Raw genomic sequence first — 15,651 nt, forward strand, 5'->3', positions numbered from 1 at the left:
GTGGACAAACAGGCGACGGCCCGGTGGCTCGCGCCACCGGGCCGTCGCCCTCGTGCTCTGTCCTACCGGTCGGTCGGGTGCTACTCGCCGGTGGTGGCAGCGCCACCCAGGTCGGCCGGGACGGCGTCCGGCACCTCGGCCGGGCGGTCCGAGCCGTGGAAGACCAGCTTCGACTTCTCGATGTCGTCCGGGTCTCCCTCGCAGTCCACCACCACGATCTGACCAGGGATCAGCTCGTTGAACAGAATCCGCTCGGAGAGGTTGTCCTCGATGTCGCGCTGGATCGTCCGACGCAGCGGACGAGCGCCCAGCACCGGGTCGAAGCCCTTCTTGGACAGGTACTTCTTGGCGTTGTCGGTCAGCTCCAGACCCATGTCCTTGTTGCGGAGCTGGCCCTCGATCCGCTGGATCATGATGTCCACGATCGAGAGGATCTCGTTCTGGCGCAGCTGGTGGAAGACGATGGTGTCGTCGATCCGGTTGAGGAACTCGGGCCGGAAGTGCTGCTTGAGCTCGTCGTTGACCTTCTGCTTCATCCGGTCGTAGGTGGACTCGGAGTCCTCCGACTGCTGGAAGCCCAACGACACCGCCTTGGCGACGTCCCGGGTGCCCAGGTTGGTGGTCAGGATGATGACCGTGTTCTTGAAGTCCACGATCCGGCCCTGGCCGTCGGTCAACCGGCCGTCCTCCAGGATCTGGAGGAGGGTGTTGAACACGTCCGGGTGGGCCTTCTCGATCTCGTCGAAGAGCACCACCGAGAACGGACGACGACGGACCTTCTCGGTCAGCTGCCCACCCTCGTCGTAACCGACGTAGCCGGGAGGGGCACCGACCAGGCGGGACACCGTGTAGCGGTCGTGGAACTCGGACATGTCCAGCTGGATCAGGGCGTCCTCGCTGCCGAACAAGAACTCGGCCAGCGCCTTGGACAGCTCGGTCTTACCGACACCGGACGGGCCGGCGAAGATGAACGAGCCGGACGGTCGCTTCGGGTCCTTCAGGCCGGCCCGGGTACGCCGGATCGCCTTCGACACCGCCTTGACCGCGTCCTCCTGGCCGATGACGCGCTTGTGCAGCTCGTCTTCCATCCGCAGCAGCCGGGAGGTCTCCTCCTCGGTCAGCTTGTAGACCGGAATGCCGGTCCAGTTGCCCAGGACCTCGGCGATCTGCTCGTCGTCGACCTCGCTGACGACGTCCAGGTCACCGGCCTTCCACTCCTTCTCCCGCTGCGCCTTCTGACCGAGGAGCTGCTTCTCCTTGTCGCGCAGCTGGGCGGCCCGCTCGAAGTCCTGCGCGTCGATCGCGGACTCCTTGTCGCGGCGCACCTGGGCGATCCGCTCGTCGAAGTCACGCAGGTCTGGCGGCGCGGTCATCCGACGGATCCGCATCCGGGCCCCGGCCTCGTCGATCAGGTCGATCGCCTTGTCCGGCAGGAACCGGTCGGAGATGTATCTATCGGCCAGAGTTGCGGCTGCCACGAGGGCTGCGTCGGTGATGCTCACCCGGTGGTGCGCCTCGTAGCGGTCCCGCAGGCCCTTGAGGATCTCGATGGTGTGGGCCAGCGACGGCTCACCCACCTGGATCGGCTGGAAACGACGCTCCAGCGCGGCGTCCTTCTCCAGGTGCTTGCGGTACTCGTCGAGGGTGGTCGCGCCGATGGTCTGCAACTCGCCGCGGGCCAGCATCGGCTTGAGGATGCTCGCCGCGTCGATCGCGCCCTCGGCGGCACCCGCACCGACCAGGGTGTGGATCTCGTCGATGAACAGGATGATGTCGCCCCGGGTGCGGATCTCCTTGAGCACCTTCTTCAGGCGCTCCTCGAAGTCACCGCGGTAGCGGGAGCCGGCGACCAGCGCACCGAGGTCGAGGGTGTAGAGCTGCTTGTCCTTGAGCGTCTCGGGCACCTCGCCCTTGATGATCTTCTGGGACAGGCCCTCCACCACGGCGGTCTTACCGACGCCGGGCTCACCGATCAGGACCGGGTTGTTCTTGGTGCGGCGGGACAGCACCTGCATGACCCGCTCGATCTCCTTCTCGCGCCCGATCACCGGGTCGAGCTTGCCCTCGCGGGCAGCCTGAGTCAGGTTACGACCGAACTGGTCCAGCACCAGGCTGGTCGACGGGGCGGCCTCACCCGGCGCGGTGCCGGCGGCGGCCGGCTCCTTGCCCTGGTAGCCGGAGAGGAGCTGGATCACCTGCTGGCGGACCCGGTTGAGGTCGGCGCCGAGCTTCACCAGCACCTGGGCGGCGACGCCCTCGCCCTCACGGATCAGCCCGAGCAGGATGTGCTCCGTGCCGATGTAGTTGTGGCCGAGCTGCAGCGCCTCGCGCAGGGACAGCTCCAGCACCTTCTTGGCCCGGGGCGTGAACGGGATGTGCCCGCTCGGCGCCTGCTGGCCCTGGCCGATGATCTCCTCGACCTGCTGACGGACGCCCTCCAGGGAGATGCCGAGGCTCTCCAGGGCCTTGGCGGCGACGCCCTCACCCTCGTGGATCAGGCCCAGCAGGATGTGCTCCGTACCGATGTAGTTGTGGTTGAGCATCCGGGCCTCTTCTTGGGCCAGGACGACAACCCGTCGCGCTCGGTCGGTGAACCGCTCGAACATGCCCTCGTGCTCCTCACGTGCCGTGCGCCTCGACTGCGAGATCTTGGCGGGGCCGGTGCGCGGACGTCCGGGACGGGCGTCCGCACCTCCTTACTCTATCGCCGCTGACCGACTCCGCTGAGGTCGTGTCTCCTCGTACCGAGCCGTTCCGACGTCGTTTTGACCAACCATCCGCGCTCAGGAGGTGTTCCGGCACCCCAGCCTGTACGCGCAGAGCGAAATTCACCCGGGGTACACAACGCCCTCCGGGGGCCTCGTGGGTCATCCACAGGCTGTGGACGAAGTCTCCACCGCCTGTGGACAACGCTTCCGAACCCGGAGAACCTCCCTCCCCCGCACCCCTGCGACGCCGGCCGGCGGCCCGCAGCGGGCGACGCCGACCGACCCACCGGGAACGGGCTTCCCGCCGGACACCCGGAACGGCGACGCCGGCCCGGAGGGGTGCTCCGGCCCGGCGTCGGTTCGCCACTGACGACTCAGCGGGTCGCGTGGTACTCGTCAACGATCTCCTGCGGGATGCGACCCCGGTCGGAGATGTCCTTGCCGTTCTTCTTGGCCCAGGACCGGATCGCCTTGTTCTGCTCGCGGTCGGCGGTCGCGCCGCCCCGGCCCCGGGCGGCCCGGCCGCCCACGACCACGCCGCCCCGGCCGACCCGGGTGCCGGCGGCCACGTACGGCGCGAAAACGTCCCGCAATTTGTCGGCGTTGGAGTTCGACAGGTCGATCTCGTACTGAACGCCGTCGAGGGCGAACTTGACGGTCTCGTCCGCGTCCCCGCCGTCCAGGTCATCGACCAGCTTGTGAATGATCTGCTTGGCCACGTCCCACATTCCTTTCGAGCAGGGTGCTCCTGCAATAGGAGCACGATAACCCGCCCGATGCTTGCCGCGTCAATAGGATGCCGTAACGACCCGGCAAAGGTCACGTCGGCGGCTACTCGGCCCGGACCAACGGGAAGAGGATGGTTTCCCGAATTCCCAGCCCGGTCAGCGCCATCAGCAGCCGGTCGATTCCCATTCCCATACCCCCGGCCGGCGGCATTCCATACTCCATCGCCCGGAGAAAGTCCTCGTCCAGCCGCATCGCCTCGTCGTCGCCCCGGGCGGCCAGCTGCGCCTGCGCGACCAGCCGCTCCCGCTGCACCACCGGGTCCACCAGCTCGGTGTACGCGGTGCCCAGCTCGAAACCGAGCACGTAGAGGTCCCACTTCTCGGCCAGACCCGGCTCGCTGCGGTGCGCCCGGGTCAGCGGGCTGGTCTCCTCCGGGTAGTCCCGCACGAAGGTCGGCGACCGGAGGCTCGGCACCACCAGTTCCTCGAACAGCTCCTCGGCCAACTTGCCCGGACCCCACTTCGGGTCGACGGCGAGCCCCACCTTGTCGGCGTACTCCACCAGGCGGGTCCGGTCGGTGCGGACCGTGACCTCCTCGCCTAGCGCCTCGGAAATCGCCCCGAAGAGGGTCACCGAGCGCCACTCGCCGCCCAGGTCGAACTCCTGACCGTCGGCGTGGGTCACCGTCGTCGAGCCGCTGACCGCCACCGCCGCCTGCTGCACAAGATTACGGGTCAGGTCGGCCATCGTGTCGTAGTCGCCGTACGCCTGGTAGGTCTCCAGCATCGCGAACTCCGGCGAGTGCGACGAGTCGACTCCCTCATTGCGGAAGTTGCGGTTGATCTCGAACACCCGGTCGACCCCGCCGACCACCGCGCGCTTGAGAAATAGCTCCGGCGCGATTCGCAGATACAGATCAGTACCGAGCGCATTGCTGTGGGTCACGAATGGGCGGGCCGCCGCGCCACCGTGCAGCAACTGGAGCATCGGCGTCTCGACCTCGATGAATCCCTGACCGTGCAACGAGTCACGCAGGCTGCGCACCGCCGTGGCCCGGGTCCGGACCATCTGCCGGGCCTGCGGGCGGACGACCAGGTCCACGTACCGCTGCCGGACCCGGGCCTCCTCGCTCAGCGGCTTGTGCGCCACCGGCAACGGACGCAGCGCCTTGGCGGTCACCGCCCACTCGTCGGCCAGCACCGACAGCTCACCCCGCCGGCTGGTGATCACCTCGCCGGCGACACCCACGTGGTCACCCAGGTCGACCAGGCGCTTCCAGGCGTCCAGCCGCTCCGCGCCGACCCGGTCCAGGGAGAGCATCGCCTGCAACTCGGTGCCGTCGCCGTCGCGCAGGGTGGCGAAGCAGAGCTTGCCGGTGTTCCTGACGAAGATCACCCGACCGGTGACCGAGATCCGGTCGCCGGTCGCGGTGTCGGTGGGCAGCTCGGCGTACCGCTCGCGCACCTCAGCCAGGGTGCTGGTCCGGGGAAAACCGACGGGGTACGGCTCGACGCCTTCGGCGAGCATCCGGTCCCGCTTCTCCCGGCGGACCTTCATCTGCTCGGGAAGGTCGTCGGCGGGGTCCACTGGCACGGCGTTCTGCTCGGTCACGGCACGCTTCCTCGGCTAAGGGAGTTTCGACGGGGTCAGCCCATGAGCGTACTCAAGCCCCCAGCCGGCCGTTACGGGATAACCTGCCCGCCATGGTCGAGGACACCCGAGCACGCTCCTTCGGTACGGTCGCCGCCGAATACGACCGGTTTCGACCCGGCTATCCGGCCGAGGCGCTGCGCTGGGCACTGGCCGACGCGGGCGACGACGCGCACGTGGTCGACCTGGGTGCCGGCACCGGCATCCTCACCCGTGACCTGCGGGCCCTCGGCCACCGGGTGACCCCGGTGGAACCCGACCCGGCGATGCGGGCCCAACTCGACGGGACCGTGCCCGGGATCACCGCGCTGGCCGGCTCCGCCGAAGCGGTTCCGCTGCCCGACGCGGCCACCGACGCGGTGCTGGTCGGGCAGGCGTACCACTGGTTCGACCGGGAACGCGCGCACGTCGAGATCGCCCGGGTGCTCCGGCCGGACGGCATCTTCGCCCCGATCTGGAGCATCCGGGACGAAACGGTCGGCTGGGTGGCCGAGCTGGGGCGCATCGCCCAGATGGGAGAAAGCGCCAGCGACCTGACCGAGAAGGTGACCACCTTCGGTGCGGCCTTCGGCCCGGTCGAACTGGGCCGGTTCACCCACCGGACGACCGTCACCGGGGACGAGGTGGTCGGGTTGATGCGTACCCGCTCGCACTGGTTGATCGCCGCTCCCGCGCAGCGGCAGCGGGTGGACGCGGAACTGCGCGAGCTGTTCGCCACCCACCCCGACCTGGCCGGCCGGGAGACCGTCGAGCTGCCGTACCAGACCCTGGTCTTCCGGGCCCGACGGCGCTGAACCGCCGGGCCGGCACCGGCGGGCGGCCGCCCTGATCAGTTGTTGCGTTCGTAGACCATGCGCAGGCCGATCAGGGTGATCATCGGCTCGTGGTGGGTGATGGTCCGGCACTCGCCGATCACCACCGAGGCCAGCCCGCCCGTGGCGATCACCGCCCTGACCTGGCCCAGTTCCTCGGTCATCCGCTCGACGATCCGGTCGACCTGCCCGGCGAAGCCGAAGTAGAGGCCGGACTGGAGGCACTCCACGGTGTTCTTGCCGATCACCGAGCGGGGCTTGTTGGCCTCCACCTTGCGCAGTTGGGCGGCGCGGGCCGCCAGCGCGTCGAAGGAGATCTCGATGCCTGGGGCGAACGCCCCGCCGAGGAACTCCCCCCGGCCGCTGATCACGTCGAAGTTGGTGGTCGTGCCGAAGTCCACCACGATCGACGGACCGCCATAGAGGGTGTACGCGGCCAGCGTGTTGACCACCCGGTCCGCGCCGACCTCCTTCGGGTTGTCGATAGCCAACTGCACACCGGTGCGGACCCCCGGCTCGACGACCACGCTCGGCAGGTCGGCGTAGTAGCGGGCCAGCATGGTCCGCAGCGAGCGCAGCGCCGCCGGCACCGTCGAACAGGCGGCCACCCCGGTGATCTCCACCGCGTCACCGGCCAGCAGCCCCCGGAACATCAGACCCAGCTCGTCCGCCGTCGAGCGGGCGTCGGTCTTGATCCGCCACGAGTGCACCAGCTTGTCGCCGTCGAAGGTCGCCAGCACGGTGTTGGTGTTTCCGATGTCGATGCAGAGCAGCACGCACGCAGCCTAGACGCCGGCCGGGCCGCCGGGCGCGAGGAGTGGGCCGGGCCCGGCACCGACGCCGACCGGGGGCGGCCGACCGGCCAGGCGGCCGTCGGGGTCACCGCTCGCGCAGGTCCAGGGCGATGTCCAGGATCGGCGAGGAGTGCGTCAGCGCGCCCACCGAGAGGTAGTCCACCCCGGTCGCCCCGTACTCGGCGGCCACCTCCAGGGTCAGCCCACCGGTCGCCTCCAGCTCGGCCCGGTCGCCGACCGCCGCGACCACCTCGCGCAGGGTCGCCGGGGACATGTTGTCCAGCAGCAGGAAGTCCGCACCGGCCTCCACCGCCTCCACCGCCTCGGCCGGGGTGTCCACCTCGACCTGCACCGGCACCTCCGGGAAGGTCTGCCGGACCCGCCGGAAGGCCGCCCCGATGCCCCCGGCGGCCAGCTTGTGGTTGTCCTTGATCATGGCGACGTCGTACAGGCCCATCCGCTTGTTGGTGCCGCCGCCGGCCCGGACCGCGTACTTCTCCAGCATCCGCAGGCCCGGGGTGGTCTTGCGGGTGTCCAGCACCGTCGCCTTGGTGCCGGCCAGGGCGTCCGCCCAGGCCCGGGTGTGGGTGGCCACCCCGGACATCCGGGAGAGCAGGTTCAGCGCGGTGCGCTCGGCGGTGAGCAGCAACCGGGTCGGGCCGGTCACCGTGGCCAGCACCTCACCGGGGGCCACCCGCGCGCCGTCGTGGGCCACCACCACCACTTCGACGGTACGCTCCGCAGCCGTCACCTCACCGACCAGCTCGAATACTGCCGCGGCCACGGCCAACCCGGCCACCACCCCGTCGGCCCGGGCCACCAGGTCGGCGGTGTCGGTCTGCCCGGCCGCGATGGTGGCGACGCTGGTGACGTCGAGGAAGTCCGCCCCCAGGTCCTCGGTGAGCGCGTCGACGATCACCCGCCGGGCCCGCTCCGGGTCCAGCCCACCGGCCGTCAGCGCCTGTCGCGTGGATTCCCGCACTGCTCCTCCTTCGATCGCCACTGCGGGGCTCGCAACCCCGGCCCGCTCCTCGGACTCCCGGTGCCCCGTCGTTCGCGCCACTGCGGGGCTCGCGCCCCGCGCCCGCCGCTCCGGGTGGTCAGGACAGACCCTCCCAGCGTTCGGTCAGCTCGCCCCGGGCACCGACGGCCGCGACGAGGTGGCCGCGCCACCGCTCGTCGGCCACCGGGAAGTCCTCCCGCCAGTGACAGCCCCGGGTCTCCTGGCGGGCGTACGCGGCGGCGACCAGGGTGGACGCCACGGTGACCAGGTTCGTCGCCTCCCAGCCGGCGGTGCCCGGCCGACCCTGGCCCTGCCCCAGCTCGGTCAGGGTGGCGGCGGTCGCGGCCAGGGTCGCCGCCGACCGCAGCACCCCCGCGCCCCGGGTCATCGCCCGTTGCAACGTGGGCACCCCCTCGGCGGGCAGCACCCCACCCCCGCCACCCACCCAGGCGCCGGTCTGCGCCGGTTGCGCCTGCGCGGGCAACCCGGCGGCGACGTCCTCGGCGATCCGACGGGAGAAGACCAGCCCCTCCAGCAGCGAGTTGCTGGCCAGCCGGTTCGCGCCGTGCACGCCCGTGCAGGCGACCTCGCCGCAGGCGTACAGGCCGGGGATGGAGGTCCGGCCGCGCAGGTCGGTGCGGACGCCGCCGGACGCGTAGTGGGCGGCCGGGGCGACCGGGATCAGGTCGGTCGCCGGGTCCACCCCGATAGCCAGGCAGGACGCGACGATGGTCGGGAACCGCCCGGCGAGGAAGTTACCGCCGAGGTGCCGGGCGTCGAGGTAGACGTGGTCGGCCCCGGAGGCCAGCAGCACCCGGTGGATGCCCTTGGCCACCACGTCCCGGGGGGCCAGCTCGGCCAACTCGTGCTGGCCGAGCATGAACCGCTTGCCGTCGGCGTCGACCAGGTGCGCGCCCTCGCCGCGCAGCGCCTCCGAGACCAGCGGCTGCTGGGCCAGGCCGGCACCGGGCACCCGGGCCTGCTCCGGCACGATCAGCGCGGTCGGGTGGAACTGCACGAACTCGATGTCGGTGACCGCCGCGCCGGCCCGCATCGCCAACGCCACGCCGTCACCGGTGGAGACCGCCGGGTTGGTGGTAGCCGAGAAGACCTGGCCCATCCCGCCGGTGGCGAGCACCACCGCGCGGGCCAGCAGCGCGCCGACACCGTCCTCGCTGCCCTCGCCCAGCACGTGCAGGGTGATGCCGCAGGCCGGGCCGGGGGAATCCGGGCCGTCTCCGGGGGCGCGCAGCAGGTCCAGGACCAGGGCGTGCTCGACCAGCCGGATCCACGGGTCCCGGCGGACCGCCGCGTGCAGGGCCCGCTGCACCTCCGCCCCGGTGGCGTCGCCACCGGCGTGCACGATCCGGTCGGCCCGGTGCCCGCCCTCCCGGGTGAGCATCAACGAGCCGTCGGGGTTGCGGTCGAACTCCGCGCCGATGCGCATCAGCTCCCGCAGCCGCAGCGGGCCCTCCTCCACCAGCAGCCGGACGGCCGCCGGGTCGCAGAGTCCGACCCCGGCGATCTCGGTGTCCCGGGCGTGCGCGGCGGGCGAGTCGGCCGGATCGAGTACGGCGGCGATGCCGCCCTGCGCCCAGCGGGTCGAACCGTCATCGATGTTGACCTTGGTGACCACGGTGACGTGCAGGCCCGCCTCGCGCAGGTGCAGCGCGGCGGTCAACCCGGCCACCCCGGAGCCGACCACGATCACGTCGGTGGTCTCCACCCAACCGGGCGCGGGAGCAGCCAACAGTCTGGGCAGAGCCGGCAGTTCGACGGTCGGCGGAAGTTCCATACCCACAGTCAACCTGAACGATCCTCGCGAGGGGCGGCGGGGGCGGGACGAGTGGTTTCGGCTACCCCGTCCGCTACTTCGTCCGGACCGGCAGGGCGGCCGGGCCGCCCCCCTTCAGCGAGGCGGTCACCGTCCGGTCGCTCAACCACAGGTAGCAGCGGACCCCCCGGTCCCCGACCCGCCACCGGCCCGGACCCGGGGGACGCACCACCACGCCGCTGCGGAACCGCAGGTCGGCATCGTCCGGCACGCCCACGTAGCGGCCCAGCAGGGTGCGGCAGCCGGCGTACAGCGGCAGCCAGTCGACGTCCTTGGCCGGATAGGGCCGGTCGGGGGCCTTCCAGGCGCCCACGAACTCCGCCTCGTGCACGGCCGAGCACTCCACCGGCACCAGCACCTGCACCCCGGCGCCCCGACCGCTCTTCGCCCGCTGGCAGCCCAACCGCAGCGGGGACGGGCCCTTCAACGCGTCCCGGAGGCTGCCCGTACGGGTGACCACGGTGGCCGCCGCCTCGACCGTGGTCAGCTCGCTGAGATCGCACCGGAACCAGCGGGCCCCGGCCGCCCAGCCGGGCCCGGTCGGCAGCGCCACCGCCAACCGCAGCCGGCCCGCCCGCCAGTCGTCGCCCAGGTAACCGGCGGCCCGGGTGTCGCACTCGGCGAACGCACCCCGCAGCTCCGGGGAACCGGTAGGCGGGGCGGTGGCCCGCTCACCCGGCATCGTGCCCACGTGCACCGTCTCCACCCGGTGCGGCAGCGCACAGTCCACCGGCGCGTACGCCGCCAGGGCGACCGTGTCGGTGAAGTCGGCGACCTGGCACACCCCCGCCTCGGGGGTGAACGGGCCGGCCGCCGGCAGGGCCACCCAGTCGTCGGTGAGATCCCCGTCGAGGCCGCCCGGCGCGCCGCAACCCGCCAGGACCGCCCCCACCGCCAACGCGGCGATCATGACCCTCATCGGACGACGCAACGCGGCCTCCCCCAGCCGACGACCGTCAATCCGACGGTCAGACCAGGGTAACCAAAAATGACCTTCCGGTAACAGACCGGAATTCCGGTCAGCCGACGACGGCGAGCGGGCTCGGCACCGGGTCACCGGCCGTCCCGGGTGCCGCCGCAGCCGGATCGCCGCCCAGCTCAATCACCCTGTTGTCGGCGTCGACGTGGACCACCCGGGGGCGGTACGTCCGGGCCTGCGCGTCGTCCATCTGACCGTACGAGATCAGGATCACCAGATCGTTCGGGTGCACCAGGTGCGCCGCCGCGCCGTTGATGCCGATCACCCCGCTGCCCCGCTCCCCCGGGATCACGTACGTCTCCAGCCGGGCCCCGTTGGTCACGTCCACGATCGCCACCTGCTCGCCCGGGAGCAGATCGGCGGCGTCGAGCAGATCCTGGTCCACCGTCACCGAGCCGACGTAGTGCAGGTCGGCCTGGGTCACCGTGGCCCGGTGGATCTTCGACTTGAGCATGGTGCGGAGCATCGTGGTGCCTTTCCAGTGAGGTACGGGGTCAGGTGCGGGGAGCGAGTTGGATGGCCAGGTTGTCGATCAGCCGGGTGTCGCCCACCCAGGCCGCGATCAACAGCCGGGCCGGCCCGACGACCGGCCCCGGCTCCAGCTCCGGATCGGTGAGCACCAGGTAGTCCAGTCGCACCCCCGGCACCTCGCCGAGCACCCGGTGCGCGGCGGCCAGCACGTCACCGGCATCGGCTCCCCGCCCGGCGGCGTCGGCACCGGCCCGCAGTGCGGCGGACAGGCTCAACGCGACCTGTCGCTCGTCCGCCGACAGGTAACGGTTGCGGCTGGACCGGGCCAGGCCGTCCGGCTCCCGTACGGTCGGCACCCCGACCACCTCGACCGGCACGTCCAGGTCCCGGGCCATCCGGCGGACCAGGGTGAGCTGCTGGTAGTCCTTCTCCCCGAAGAAGGTGACATCGGGCCGGGTGAGCTGGAGCAGCTTCAACACCACGGTCAGCACGCCGTGGAAGAAACCGGGCCGGCTCTGCCCCTCCAACTCCTCGCCGAGGTCCCCCGGGTTGACCCGGACCGTGGGCTGCCCGTCCGGGTACATGTCCGCCACGGCCGGGGCGAACACCAGGTCCGCGCCGGCCCGCCGGCACACCTCCAGGTCGGTGTCGAGAGTGCGCGGATACCTGTCGAAGTCCTCGTGCGGACCGAACTGCAACGGGTTCACGAAGATCGTCACCAGCACGTGGTCGACCCGCTCCCGGGCCGCCCGGATCAGCGTCTCGTGCCCCGCGTGCAGCGCGCCCATCGTCATCACCACACCGACCGTGCCGGCCAGACCCGCCCGGGCCTTCGCCAGCTCCGCCCGGGTGTGCACCAGGTCCGTCACTGGATCGCCTTTCGCTCGTGACTGCGGGACTCGCAAACCCGGCTCACTCCTCGCACTCGCCGACCCGCCTTTCGCTCGTGACCGCGGGGCGCGCAAACCCGGCTCACGCCGCTACCTCGCGGTGGATGCCCGCCAGCACGTCGAGCAGCGACTCGGCGTCCACCGGGCGCAGCCGGCCCGCCGCGATCGCCCGATCCGCGCTCCGTCGGGCCAACGCCAGGTAGGGGGGCACTGATTCCGGCGCGGTCTCCGCCAGCCGGGCCAGATGCCGTCGTACGGTGCCCGCGTCGCCGCGCGACACCGGACCGGTGAGCGCGTCGTCGCCGAGCCGCAAAGCGTTCTCCAACGCCGCCCGCAGCAGCGGGGCCAGCACCTTCTCCGGTTGCGCCACCCCGGCGTCGCGCAGCCGGTCGGCCGCCTCGTTGACCAGGGTCACCAGGTGGTTCGCGCCGTGTGCCAGCGCCGCGTGATAGAGGACACGGTCGGTCTCCCCCACCCACTCCGGCACCCCGCCCAGGTCGGCGACGAGCCGGGCCGCCGCCGCCCGCAACTCCACCGGGGCGGTCACCCCGTAGGAGATGCCGGCCAGCCGGGACAGGTCGTCCGGCGTACCGGTGAAGGTCATCGCGGGGTGCAGGGCCAGCGGCCGGGCACCCACGGCGGCGGCCGGGGCCAGCACGGCCAGGCCGTGCGCGCCGGAGGTGTGCGCGACCACCTGGCCGGGGTGCAACGCCCCGGTGTCGGCCAGCCCGGCGACCACTCCCGCCAGCGTGTCGTCCGGCACGGAGATCAGCAGCAGGTCGGCGGCGTCCCGGGCGACCGAGGTGGCGGACCGGTTCACGGCCTCCGGCAACAGCAGCGCGATCCGGGCCCGGGTCGCCCCGGAGACGCCGGAGGCGGCCACCACCCGGTGCCCGGCGGCGACCAGCGCCGCCCCGAGCACGGCACCCACCCGGCCGGCGCCGACGACACCGACGGTGAGGCTGGCGGGCAGGACGAACGGGACGCCGGATACGGCGGGACCCTGCGCTCCGGCGGCCCTGGGCAGGGCGGTCGGACGCGGGCGCAGCGGTGCGCTCATGGCAACGATCCAGTCCTCGAAAGGGGGTACCGGTCGATCGCAAGTATGCGCCGGGGGCAGGGAACCCGAACAAGGATGTGTGAAAACCTTCACCGACCGCAGGCGCAGGCTGCCCGGTGACGCACGGCAGCCGGTGGCGCACCACGCACGGCAGCCGGTGGCGCAGACGCACCACGGCCCGGTGAGCACCACGGCCCGGCGGGCACTGCGGCCCGGTGTGGCAGGTGACCGTGTACGGCTTCGCCCGACTCCTGCCCGCAGACCGTAGGGTCGGCACGGTGACGGACGTTGAACCCGGGATGCACCCGACACGGTGGCGGGACGCCATGGACGCCGCCCTCTACGGGCCGCACGGCTTCTTCGTTTCCGGCACCGGGCCGGCCGACCACTTCCGGACCAGCGTGCACGCCTCCCCCGCGTTCGCGGCGGCGGTGTTCCGGCTCGTGTCGCGCCTGGACGCCGCCCTCGGCTTCCCCACCCCGTTCGACGTGGTGGACGTCGGTGCCGGCCGGGGCGAACTGCTCCGCACCCTGGCCACCCTGGCCCGCCACGCCGCACCGCCGGCCACCACCCCGGCCACGGCCACCCCCCACACAGCGACCCCCCGCACCACCTCCCCCCACACGACCTTCCCCCGCACAGCCGTCCCCCACACGACCTCCCCGACGGGCACCCGCCCGGAGCCGTCACCGCTGGCCCACCGCCTGCGCCTCACCGCCGTGGAACTGGCCCCCCGCCCACCGGATCTCCCCTCCGACATCGACTGGACCGCCGAGATACGACCGGCCCTGACCGGCCTCCTGATCGCCACCGAATGGCTCGACAACATCCCCCTGGACATCGCCGGCCGCACCGAAACCGGCCACCACTACCGCCTGGTCGACCCCCGCACCGGCACCGAGTCCCCCGGCCCCCCACTCACCACCCCCGACACCACCTGGCTGACCCACTGGCACCCCACCCCACCCCCCACCCCACCCACCCCCCACCCCCCACCCCCCGGGTCGAGTCCGGTGATCAAGAGGTTTGCGTCAGAAACAGGCCCGGAACCTGACGCAAACCTCTTGATCGACCGGGTGGAGATCGGGCGGAGCCGGGATGAGGCGTGGGGGCGGGCCGTGGGGCGGGTGGGGCGGGGGGTGGCAGTCGCGGTGGACTACGGGCACGTGCGGGAGGGGCGACCGGTGGGCGGGACGTTGACCGGGTACCGGGGTGGACGCCAGGTGCCGCCGGTGCCGGACGGGTCGTGCGACATCACCGCACACGTCGCCATGGACTCCGTCGCCGCCGCCGGTGCGCAGGTCGCCGAGTCTGCGTACACGCTGGTGTCGCAGCGGGAGGCGCTGCGGGCGCTCGGGGTCGACGGTGGGCGACCGCCGCTGAGCCTGGCCGGCACCGACCCCGCCGGGTACGTGCGGGCCCTCGCCACGGCGTCGGCGGCGGCGGAGCTGACCGACCCGGCCGGGCTCGGCGGGCATTACTGGCTGCTCCAGCCGGTCGGCGTCGCCGTCGATGCGCTCATGGCACGATGACCGGCATGACCACGGACACCGGTGAACTGCGCGAGCTGACCGTCGGCACCGGGGCCGGCGGGGAGCAGCTCGGCACCGACATGGTGCTCAACATCGGCCCGCAGCACCCGTCGACGCACGGCGTGCTGCGGCTCAAGCTGGTGCTCGACGGGGAACGGGTGGTCGCCGCCGAACCGATCGTCGGGTACATGCACCGGGGCGCGGAGAAGCTGTTCGAGGTCCGCGACTACCGGCAGATCATCGTGCTGGCCAACCGGCACGACTGGCTGTCGGCGTTCTCCAACGAGCTGGGCGTGGCGCTCGCCGTGGAGCGACTGATGGGCCTGGAGGTGCCCGAGCGGGCCACCTGGCTGCGGATGGCGCTGGCCGAGCTGAACCGGGTGCTCAACCACCTGATGTTCCTCGGCTCGTACCCGCTGGAGATCGGTGCGATCACGCCGGTCTTCTACGCGTTCCGGGAACGGGAGACCATCCAGGCGGTCATGGAGGAGGTCTCCGGCGGCCGGATCCACTACATGTTCAACCGGGTCGGCGGGCTCAAGGAGGAGGTCCCCGCCGGTTGGACCGGACGGGCCCGCGCCGCCATCGGCGAGGTCCGCCACCGGATGCCCGACCTGGACAGGCTGATCCGGCGCAACGAGATCTTCCTGGCCCGTACCGTCGGGGTGGGGGTGCTCTCGGCCGCCGACGCCGCCGCGTTCGGGGCGTCCGGGCCGGTCGCCCGCGCCTCCGGCCTCGACCTGGACCTCCGCCGCGACGACCCCTACCTGGCGTACGACCAGCTCGACGTGCCGGTGGTCACCCGCACCGCCGGGGACTGCCACGCCCGCTTCGAGGTGCTGCTCGACCAGGTGTACGCCTCGCTCGACCTCGCCGAACAGTGCCTGGACCGGGTCGACCGGCTCACCGGGCCGGTGAACACCCGGCTGCCCAAGGTGGTCAAGGCCCCCGAGGGGCACACCTACGCCTGGACCGAGAACCCACTCGGGATCAACGGGTACTACCTGGTCTCCCGGGGCGAGAAGACGCCGTGGCGGCTCAAGCTGCGCACCGCCTCGTACGCCAACGTGCAGGCGCTGGCCACGCTGCTGCCCGGCTGCCTGGTGCCCGACCTGATCGCCATCCTCGGCTCGATGTTCTTCGTGGTCGGCGACATCGACAAGTGACCCGGGCCTGACCCGGCACTGCA

General features: G+C 71.9%; 13 protein-coding genes. 3 read left to right on the forward strand and 10 right to left on the reverse strand.

The window, feature by feature from the left end; genetic code table 11:
- Positions 1-80: 80 nt before the first annotated feature.
- The 3 genes from GA0070216_RS18970 to lysS form a co-directional block, all read right to left on the reverse strand.
- Positions 81-2,606: an ATP-dependent Clp protease ATP-binding subunit gene (locus GA0070216_RS18970; protein ID WP_091247618.1), complete on the reverse strand. Its 2,526-nt coding sequence runs from the start codon at positions 2,604-2,606 to the stop codon at positions 81-83.
- 476 nt (positions 2,607-3,082) lie between these two features.
- Positions 3,083-3,427, reverse strand: a complete 345-nt coding sequence (locus tag GA0070216_RS18975; RefSeq protein ID WP_168222573.1) for a histone-like nucleoid-structuring protein Lsr2 — start codon at positions 3,425-3,427, stop codon at positions 3,083-3,085.
- 112 nt (positions 3,428-3,539) lie between these two features.
- The gene (gene lysS, locus GA0070216_RS18980; protein ID WP_091247621.1) at positions 3,540-5,048 is read right to left on the reverse strand and encodes a lysine--tRNA ligase; all 1,509 of its coding nucleotides are present in this window, start codon (positions 5,046-5,048) and stop codon (positions 3,540-3,542) included.
- A 92-nt stretch (positions 5,049-5,140) separates the two neighbouring features.
- Between lysS and GA0070216_RS18985 the strand changes: the two genes are divergently transcribed.
- Positions 5,141-5,881: a class I SAM-dependent methyltransferase gene (locus tag GA0070216_RS18985; protein WP_091247623.1), complete on the forward strand. Its 741-nt coding sequence runs from the start codon at positions 5,141-5,143 to the stop codon at positions 5,879-5,881.
- A gap of 35 nt (positions 5,882-5,916) precedes the next feature.
- On the opposite strand, the gene GA0070216_RS18990 is transcribed toward GA0070216_RS18985, so the two are convergent.
- The 7 genes from GA0070216_RS18990 to GA0070216_RS19020 form a co-directional block, all read right to left on the reverse strand.
- The gene (locus GA0070216_RS18990; RefSeq protein WP_091247626.1) at positions 5,917-6,675 is read right to left on the reverse strand and encodes a type III pantothenate kinase; all 759 of its coding nucleotides are present in this window, start codon (positions 6,673-6,675) and stop codon (positions 5,917-5,919) included.
- A 103-nt stretch (positions 6,676-6,778) separates the two neighbouring features.
- The gene (gene nadC, locus GA0070216_RS18995; protein WP_091247628.1) at positions 6,779-7,675 is read right to left on the reverse strand and encodes a carboxylating nicotinate-nucleotide diphosphorylase; all 897 of its coding nucleotides are present in this window, start codon (positions 7,673-7,675) and stop codon (positions 6,779-6,781) included.
- Positions 7,676-7,793: 118 nt separating this feature from the next.
- Positions 7,794-9,491 carry an L-aspartate oxidase gene (locus tag GA0070216_RS19000; protein ID WP_091247629.1) on the reverse strand — a complete coding sequence of 566 codons (1,698 nt, stop codon included), beginning with the start codon at positions 9,489-9,491 and terminating at the stop codon, positions 7,794-7,796.
- Positions 9,492-9,564: 73 nt separating this feature from the next.
- Complete coding sequence (locus GA0070216_RS19005; RefSeq protein ID WP_091247631.1) at positions 9,565-10,449, reverse strand: septum formation family protein; 885 nt, start codon at positions 10,447-10,449, stop codon at positions 9,565-9,567.
- 100 nt (positions 10,450-10,549) lie between these two features.
- The gene (panD, locus tag GA0070216_RS19010; RefSeq protein ID WP_091247633.1) at positions 10,550-10,975 is read right to left on the reverse strand and encodes an aspartate 1-decarboxylase; all 426 of its coding nucleotides are present in this window, start codon (positions 10,973-10,975) and stop codon (positions 10,550-10,552) included.
- A gap of 28 nt (positions 10,976-11,003) precedes the next feature.
- Positions 11,004-11,849, reverse strand: coding sequence for a pantoate--beta-alanine ligase (gene panC / locus GA0070216_RS19015; RefSeq protein WP_091247634.1), 846 nt, complete (start codon positions 11,847-11,849; stop codon positions 11,004-11,006).
- Positions 11,850-11,952: 103 nt separating this feature from the next.
- Positions 11,953-12,930 (reverse strand): Rossmann-like and DUF2520 domain-containing protein, encoded by a 978-nt coding sequence (locus GA0070216_RS19020; RefSeq protein ID WP_091247636.1) that lies wholly within the window; start codon positions 12,928-12,930, stop codon positions 11,953-11,955.
- Positions 12,931-13,229: 299 nt separating this feature from the next.
- Between GA0070216_RS19020 and GA0070216_RS19025 the strand changes: the two genes are divergently transcribed.
- Positions 13,230-14,462, forward strand: a complete 1,233-nt coding sequence (locus GA0070216_RS19025; RefSeq protein ID WP_091247639.1) for an SAM-dependent methyltransferase — start codon at positions 13,230-13,232, stop codon at positions 14,460-14,462.
- On the forward strand, positions 14,459-15,628 hold the full coding sequence (locus tag GA0070216_RS19030) for an NADH-quinone oxidoreductase subunit D (RefSeq protein ID WP_176739043.1): 1,170 nt from the start codon (positions 14,459-14,461) through the stop codon (positions 15,626-15,628). Before GA0070216_RS19025 ends, GA0070216_RS19030 begins: the two co-directional genes overlap by 4 nt.
- The last annotated feature ends 23 nt before the right edge of the window (positions 15,629-15,651 follow it).

The sequence above is a fragment of the Micromonospora matsumotoense genome (genome assembly GCF_900091525.1).
Classification (GTDB): domain Bacteria; phylum Actinomycetota; class Actinomycetes; order Mycobacteriales; family Micromonosporaceae; genus Micromonospora; species Micromonospora matsumotoensis.

Excerpts from the sequence above, each read along its gene's own strand:
- GA0070216_RS18970 (WP_091247618.1), bottom strand. The coding sequence starts at position 2,606 with ATGTTCGAGCGGTTCACCGACCGAGCGCGACGGGTTGTCGTCCTGGCC.
- GA0070216_RS18985 (WP_091247623.1), top strand. The coding sequence starts at position 5,141 with ATGGTCGAGGACACCCGAGCACGCTCCTTCGGTACGGTCGCCGCCGAA.
- GA0070216_RS19000 (WP_091247629.1), bottom strand. The coding sequence starts at position 9,491 with ATGGAACTTCCGCCGACCGTCGAACTGCCGGCTCTGCCCAGACTGTTG.
- GA0070216_RS19005 (WP_091247631.1), bottom strand. The coding sequence starts at position 10,449 with ATGAGGGTCATGATCGCCGCGTTGGCGGTGGGGGCGGTCCTGGCGGGT.
- panD (WP_091247633.1), bottom strand. The coding sequence starts at position 10,975 with ATGCTCCGCACCATGCTCAAGTCGAAGATCCACCGGGCCACGGTGACC.
- GA0070216_RS19020 (WP_091247636.1), bottom strand. The coding sequence starts at position 12,930 with ATGAGCGCACCGCTGCGCCCGCGTCCGACCGCCCTGCCCAGGGCCGCC.
- GA0070216_RS19025 (WP_091247639.1), top strand. The coding sequence starts at position 13,230 with ATGCACCCGACACGGTGGCGGGACGCCATGGACGCCGCCCTCTACGGG.
- GA0070216_RS19030 (WP_176739043.1), top strand. The coding sequence starts at position 14,459 with ATGACCGGCATGACCACGGACACCGGTGAACTGCGCGAGCTGACCGTC.